Raw genomic sequence first — 6,681 nt, forward strand, 5'->3', positions numbered from 1 at the left:
AGCGTGCAGATGCATTCGTAGAGGTTGAGCAGGCCGGGGCCCGACACGGCGCGTTCGCGATCGACATGCGGCCAGCGCTTGAACAGTTCGCGCAGGATATTCAGTTCCAGCTCGTTGCCCGGCGCGAGCGCGGCATGGCCGGCTTCGCTCGTGATCACGACCGGGCGCGGCTTGTGCGGAATGCGCACGGCCTGGCCGAGGCCGGTGCCGGGGCCGACCACGAGCGTGGTCACGGTCGCCGGATCGACCAGCTGGCCGCTGAGCAACTCGGCCGAGGCAAGATCGATGTGCGGCGCGGCATGGGCCAGGGCCTCGTAGTCGTTGATCAGCGCCAGATCCTTCAGGTGCGCCGCCTGGCGCGTCTGCGACAGCGACACGTGCCAGGGCAGGTTCGGATTGATCAGGCTGTCGCCGACTTGCAGGCCGGCAATTGCGATCGCCGCGCTGACCGTGGACGCATCGCCATGCGTGTCGATGAAGGTGCGCAGGATCGTCGCCAGGTCAGGGTATTCGGCGCAGATGTATTCGGAATAGTGCAGGATCGACACCGCGCCTTCGGCGGTGAAGCGGACCAGGGCGAGGCGCGCATGGGTGCCGCCGACGTCGGCGGCGATGAAGGGCGTGTCGGTGGCGGCGGGCGTGGCGGTCAATGCGAATTCCTGAAACGGGAGGCTGTACAGCGCGCCCGGCGCGCGGGACGTGCGAGTGTGTTCACGCCCCGCGGCCTTGTCAATGCGGGTTTGAAGCGCGGGACGGGGCTTGTTGCGAGGGCCGAAAACGCCTGAATTTGGAGGCCATTTCAGCCACGTTGCTGAAAACCTTTATTTTTCCCCGGATTAAGCTAGAATACGCAGTTCCCGAACTGCTGTTGCCCGCTCTGCGGGCGCGCCGCGCGTGTCGCGGCCGGCAGGGGAACACAACGTACCCGATAAATTCTCGAGAAATAAACATGGTCAAGATTCGTCTTTCCCGCGGCGGCGCCAAAGGCCGTCCGTTCTACCACGTCATCGTTGCCGACGAGCGCAAGGCGCGCGACGGCCGCAACATCGAGCGCGTGGGCTTCTTCAACCCGGTCGCGGCCGGCAAGGAAGTCCGCCTGCAGCTCGACCTCGATCGCGTCAACAACTGGATCGCCAAGGGCGCGCAGCCCAGCGACAAGGTGCGCGCGCTGATCAAGGAAGCCGGCAAGCAGGCGAAGGCCGCGGCCTGATCGCCGCGCAGGCCGTTGCAATGGCCGCGCGTGACGAGCAGAAGCTGGTTCTCGGCAAGATCGTCGGCCTGTACGGCGTCGAAGGCTGGGTCAAGCTCGAGTCGTACAGCGATCCACGCACGCGGATCTTCAAGTATTCGCCCTGGTTCGTCGGTTCCGCCGATGCCTCAGTCGAATACGCGAACGTGAAGGGCAGGGCGCAGGGCAAGGGCATCGTCGCCCGTCTGCCCGGCGTCGACAGTCGCGATGCCGCGGCGGCCCTGATCGGCGTGGAGATCCGCATAGCGCGTTCGGCGCTGCCGAAGCCGAAACAAGGCGAGTACTACTGGGTCGATCTCGAAGGGCTCGATGTCTTCAATCTCGAAGGCGTTGCGTTCGGCAAGGTCAGCCACCTGTTCTCGACCGGTGCCAACGATGTCCTTGTCGTCCGCGACGGCGAGCGCGAGAGGCTGGTGCCGTTCGTCACCGAGCAGTTCGTCAAGGAAGTCGACATCGACGGCGGCAGGATCGTCGTCGACTGGGACGCAGAGTTTTAGCCCGTGCGTATTGATGTAATCACGCTGTTCCCCGAGTTCGTCGATGCGGCGGCCAGGGTGGGCGTGGTCGGGCGGGCGCAAGAACGCGGCTTGCTTGGCGTGCACGGCTGGAATCCGCGCGACTATGCGACCGATGCCTACCGGCGTGTGGACGAGCGGCCGTTCGGCGGCGGTCCCGGCATGGTGATGCTGATCGATCCGTTGCGCGAGGCATTGCGCGCGGCGCGGGCGGCGGACCCGAAGCCCGCACGGACGATTTTCCTCAGTCCGCAGGGAACGCGGCTGACGCAGGACAAGGTGCGTGAACTCGCACAGGAAGATCGCTTGATCCTCCTGTGCGGGCGCTACGAGGCGGTGGACGAGCGCCTGATCGAGCATGAAGTCGACGAAGAGATTTCGATCGGCGACTACGTTCTCTCGGGCGGCGAGCTGGCTGCGGCGGTGCTGATCGACGCGATTGGGCGGCTGCAGGACGGCGCGCTCAACGACGCGGCCTCGGCGCAGCAGGATTCGTTCTCGGACGGCCTGCTCGACTGTCCGCACTACACGCGGCCGGTCGCGCACGAGCTCGGGGAGGTACCTGCGGTGCTGTTGTCTGGCGACCATGCGGCGATCGCGAAATGGCGTCGAAAACAGGCACTTGGACGTACCTGGCAACGCCGGCCCGAGCTTCTGGCCAGAGCGGCGCTCAAACCGGAAGAAAATTTATTTTTGCTTGAATTTCAAAAAGATACGAAAAAGTAGTGAAGTGGGTCGTCAGAGCGGCTCAAATCTGGAGATATACTTGCCGTCGTCCGCGATGGCGAGGATCAAGAAGCGACCATCCTTGGTCGCAGTTTTCAAAAAAGCTTTCCTTTCCATCTCAGTGAGCATGTGGGTGTCATGAACCTCCTCCAACAATTCGAAGCTTCCCAGATCAGCCGCAAACTGCCCGAATTCAGCCCGGGCGACACGGTCGTCGTCAACGTCAAGGTCAAGGAAGGCAACCGCGAGCGCGTGCAGGCCTACGAAGGCGTGGTCATCGCGAAGAAGAACGCGGGCCTCAACTCGGCCTTCACGGTGCGCAAGATTTCCCACGGTTTCGGCGTCGAGCGCGTGTTTCAGTCGCACAGCCCGACGATCGATTCGGTCAACGTCAAGCGTCGCGGCAAGGTTCGCGGTGCCAAGCTGTATTACCTGCGCGGTCTCGAAGGCAAGGCGGCGCGCATCCAGGAAGACCTGTCCAAGCACGGTGCTGCCAGCGCAGAGTAATTTCCGAACATTCCGGCAGGGGTTGCCGGATAACCTCTTGGAGCATTGAGTCGCGTCTGTGCTCCTCGTCCAAAGCGGCCGTCGGCAACGACGGCCGCTTTGTCTTTTCTGACGTTGGCGTTGCGCTGGCTTTCTGCTTTTGCTCGGCGTTTCCGCGCATCGGTGTTTGAGAGCAGAGCTTCCACTCGTCCTGCGGACGAGCGGGTAACTTTCTCTTGCTCGCACAAGAGAAAGTCACCAAAGAGAATGCGCCCCAGAGCATTGCGCCTTTCGGGCATCCTGCACGAAAGGTCCGCGTCAGCGGCCGGGTTCCGCTGACAGCACGTTCATGTGCTGGCAGCGGAATGCGCGCGATCCCTCGCGCTCACCCCTGCGGGGCCTCTTCGTCTGCTGCCGCCGCAATGCAATGGGGACCCGGAGAAGCCAAGGCAGCGCGCTCCTGCGCGTCTAAGCAGAAAATCCTCGCACACCATTGCTCTTGATCTCGATTGTGACTTTCCTCCCCCTTCACCGCACCGAGCATCGCAGGCGACGGCGGGGGAAAGGCGCGCATGTCTGAGCGCAGGGATGCGCGAGTTCGCGCCGGCCCGCCGGCGCCGAGAAGCGCAGGGCACTTTCGCGCAGCGAAAGTGCGGTGTCGGGGGCGGCGTCTTTTTGGTTACTTTTTCTTCGCTGGAGAAGAAAAAGTGACCCGCGCGCGGGATGCGCGCGGAAAGGTGAAGGGACGCGTCCTCAACGAATCAAGAACCGGAGTTCCGCGTTCACGGGGAGGAGCGAAATTAGAAAACCCGCGTAAACAACCAGTACAACGATCCCGACAGCAGGATCGCCGCCGGCAACGTCAGCACCCAGGCCATGGCGAGGTTGCGCAGCGTGCCGAGCTGCAGGCCCGAGCGGTTCGCCGCCATCGCGCCGGCGACACCCGAAGAAAGCACGTGCGTGGTCGATACGGGTAGTCCGTACATGTCAGCGGCGGCGATCGTGCTCATCGCCACGAGCTCCGCGCTGGCGCCCTGCGCGTAGGTCAGGTGGGTCTTGCCGATCTTCTCGCCGATGGTGACGACGATGCGTTTCCAGCCGATCATCGTGCCGAGACCAAGGGCGATCGCTACGGCTACCTTGACCCAGAGCGGGATGAACTTGGTTGAGTTGTCGATCTGCTTCTTGAACGCGGCCAAGTTGTTCTTCGTGTCGGCGTCGAACACGGCGCTGTGCGTGTCCTTGTCGAGGAAGCGCATCGCCTCGGAGGCGAGGTACATGTCGTTGCGCACGTTGGCGACCGATTCGGCCGGCAGCCTGGCGAAGGTGCCGCTGGCCTTCACCTGGGCAGCGATCTCGCCAGTGATCGTGCCGAGTGCGGGCACGACCTGATCATTCCACGAACGCGTGCGCACGTAATCGGACAAGGCCTTGCGCGGATCGGCCGGCGCTGGCCCACTCGCGTACCTGGCGAGCGACGTCTGTGTCGTCGTCGCCATCGCCACGAACGGCGTCATTTGGTCGACCGGCATGGCGCGGTTGAGCGCATAGGCCATCGGCACGGTGCCGATCAGGATCAGCATGATCAGGCCCATGCCTTTCTGGCCGTCGTTCGAGCCGTGCGCAAACGACACGCCGGTGCAGGTCAGCACGAGCAGGCTGCGGATCCACCACGGCGGCGGCGCGTCGCCCTTCGGCTCCTGATACAGCTCGCGGTTCTTGACGAAGGCCTTGAGCACGAGCAGCAACAGCGCCGCGCAAATGAAGCCGACCAGCGGCGACACGAGCAGCGACCAGCCGATCTTCGTCGCCTGCGCCCAGTCGACGCCGCTGGTGCCGTCGCGGCCGTGCATCAGCGCATTGGCTACGCCGACGCCGATGATCGAGCCGATCAGCGTATGCGATGACGAAGCGGGCAGGCCGAGCCACCAGGTGCCGAGGTTCCACAGGATCGCCGCGATCAGCAGCGCGAACACCATGGCGAAGCCTGCGCCCGAGCCGACCTGCAGGATCAGTTCGACCGGCAGCAGCGAGATCACGCCAAAGGCGACCGCGCCCGAGGAGAACAGCACGCCGAGGAAATTGAACAGTCCCGACCAGACCACGGCGACGTTGGCCGGCAGCGAATGCGTGTAGATCACCGTCGCAACCGCGTTGGCCGTGTCGTGGAAGCCATTGACGAACTCGAAGCCGAGCGCGATCAGCAGGGCGACGCCAAGCAGCAGGAACGGAACCCAGGTCGTCGTGCGCACGCCGGTCGCGCCGATGTCGGCGACCAGGCTCCACGCCGTGTAGCCCAGGCCCGCGGCGAGCAGGGCGAGGAAGACGAAGGTGGTGGCGCTGCCGGGCTTGTGGTCGAGTTGCGGGCGCGCGGCAGGCAGGGAGATGGCTTCGGCGGCGACGGTGCTCATGGCATGGGTCCTGTGGGCCGGGCTTGCCATGTTCGAAGCCGAATGTTCCCGATTCATGACAAACGTCTTGAAATCGCGTGGCCGCGCCCTTATCCGACCCGCATCCCATTGAATCAGGAAGCCTTGTCCGTGATCGCCACCGTGCAAACCCACAAGTTCGAAGCCGAAGTCGCCCAGGTCCTGCACCTGGTCACGCATTCGTTGTACTCGCACAAGGAAATCTTCCTGCGCGAGCTGATCTCGAACGCGTCCGACGCCTGCGACAAGCTGCGCTTCGAGGCGCTGGGCAAGCCCGAACTGCTGAGCGGCAGCAGCGAGCTGCGCATAGACATCAGCGTCGACAAGGACGCACGCACGCTGACGATCCGCGACAACGGCATCGGCATGACACGCGACGAAGTCATCGCCAACATCGGCACGATCGCCAGTTCCGGCACGCGCAAATACCTCGAAGCGCTGTCCGCCGAGAAGAAGGCCGATGCGAACCTGATCGGCCAGTTCGGCGTCGGCTTCTATTCCGCCTTCGTCGTCGCCGACAAGGTGACGCTGACCACGTGCAAGGCAGGTGAAGATGCCGGCGCCGGAGTGCGCTGGGAATCGGCCGGCACGGGCGAATACACGCTGGAGACCCTAGACGTCGCCGAGCGCGGCACGTCGGTCACGCTGCACCTCAAGGCCGACGAGGACGAGTTCCTTCACGCTTGGCAACTGCGCAGCCTTGTCGCGCGCTATTCCGACCACATCGGTTTCCCGATCCGCATGCCGGTCGACCGAGCTGATGAAAATCGGGACGGCAAGCCGACCGACGAATGGGAAGTCGTCAACCAGGCTTCCGCGCTGTGGACGCGGCCGAAGTCGGAGCTCAGCGATGAGGAATACCAGAATTTCTACAAGCACATTTCGCACGACTTCAGCGATGCGCTCGCGTGGACGCACAACCGCGTCGAGGGCAACCAGAACTTCACTTCGCTGCTCTATATCCCGGCGAAGTCGCCGTTCGATTTCATGGGCGGCCGCGACGAGCGCAAAGGGCTCAAACTTTACGTCAAGCGCGTCTTCATCATGGACGCCGCCGAGCAGCTGCTGCCGGCCTACCTGCGCTTCGTGCGCGGCGTGGTCGATTCGGACGACCTGCCGCTGAATGTCAGCCGCGAGATCCTGCAGCAGAACCGCAATCTGGAGAAGCTGAAATCCGCGGTCACGCGCCGCGTGCTTGACCTGCTCGACAAGCTGGCCAAGGACGAGCCGGAGAAATTCGCCACGTTCTGGAAGGAATTCGGCCAGGTGTTCAAGG

The 6,681-nt window shown here is 63.8% G+C and carries 7 protein-coding genes; 5 read left to right on the forward strand and 2 right to left on the reverse strand.

Translation table 11 applies throughout. From position 1 onward, the window contains the following. Nucleotides 1-650: glucokinase (locus VF497_RS10980; protein WP_330888603.1), on the reverse strand; the 650-nt coding region annotated here is incomplete at its 3' end. A gap of 299 nt (nt 651-949) precedes the next feature. On the opposite strand from VF497_RS10980, the gene rpsP reads away from it, so the two are divergent. The 4 genes from rpsP to rplS all read left to right on the forward strand — a co-directional run bounded on the left by rpsP (nt 950) and on the right by rplS (nt 2,997). Further along, nucleotides 950-1,210, forward strand: coding sequence for a 30S ribosomal protein S16 (rpsP, locus tag VF497_RS10985; protein WP_330888605.1), 261 nt, complete (start codon nt 950-952; stop codon nt 1,208-1,210). 20 nt (nt 1,211-1,230) lie between these two features. Next, nucleotides 1,231-1,746 (forward strand): ribosome maturation factor RimM, encoded by a 516-nt coding sequence (gene rimM, locus VF497_RS10990; RefSeq protein ID WP_330888607.1) that lies wholly within the window; start codon nt 1,231-1,233, stop codon nt 1,744-1,746. 3 nt (nt 1,747-1,749) lie between these two features. Further along, a complete protein-coding gene (trmD, locus tag VF497_RS10995) occupies nt 1,750-2,490 on the forward strand; it encodes a tRNA (guanosine(37)-N1)-methyltransferase TrmD (protein WP_330888608.1) in 741 nt (246 codons plus the stop codon). A gap of 138 nt (nt 2,491-2,628) precedes the next feature. Further along, entirely contained in the window at nt 2,629-2,997 is a 369-nt protein-coding gene (rplS, locus tag VF497_RS11000) for a 50S ribosomal protein L19 (RefSeq protein WP_330888610.1), read from the forward strand. A gap of 779 nt (nt 2,998-3,776) precedes the next feature. Here the strand turns inward: rplS and VF497_RS11005 are convergent. Further along, nucleotides 3,777-5,387, reverse strand: coding sequence for an inorganic phosphate transporter (locus VF497_RS11005; RefSeq protein ID WP_330888612.1), 1,611 nt, complete (start codon nt 5,385-5,387; stop codon nt 3,777-3,779). Nucleotides 5,388-5,516: 129 nt separating this feature from the next. Here VF497_RS11005 and htpG point away from each other — a divergent pair. Further along, the coding region (gene htpG / locus VF497_RS11010) for a molecular chaperone HtpG (protein WP_330888614.1) at nt 5,517-6,681 on the forward strand (1,165 nt) is incomplete at its 3' end.

Source organism: Rudaea sp., from assembly GCF_036383415.1.
In the GTDB taxonomy this organism is placed as follows: Bacteria; Pseudomonadota; Gammaproteobacteria; order Xanthomonadales; family Rhodanobacteraceae; genus Rudaea.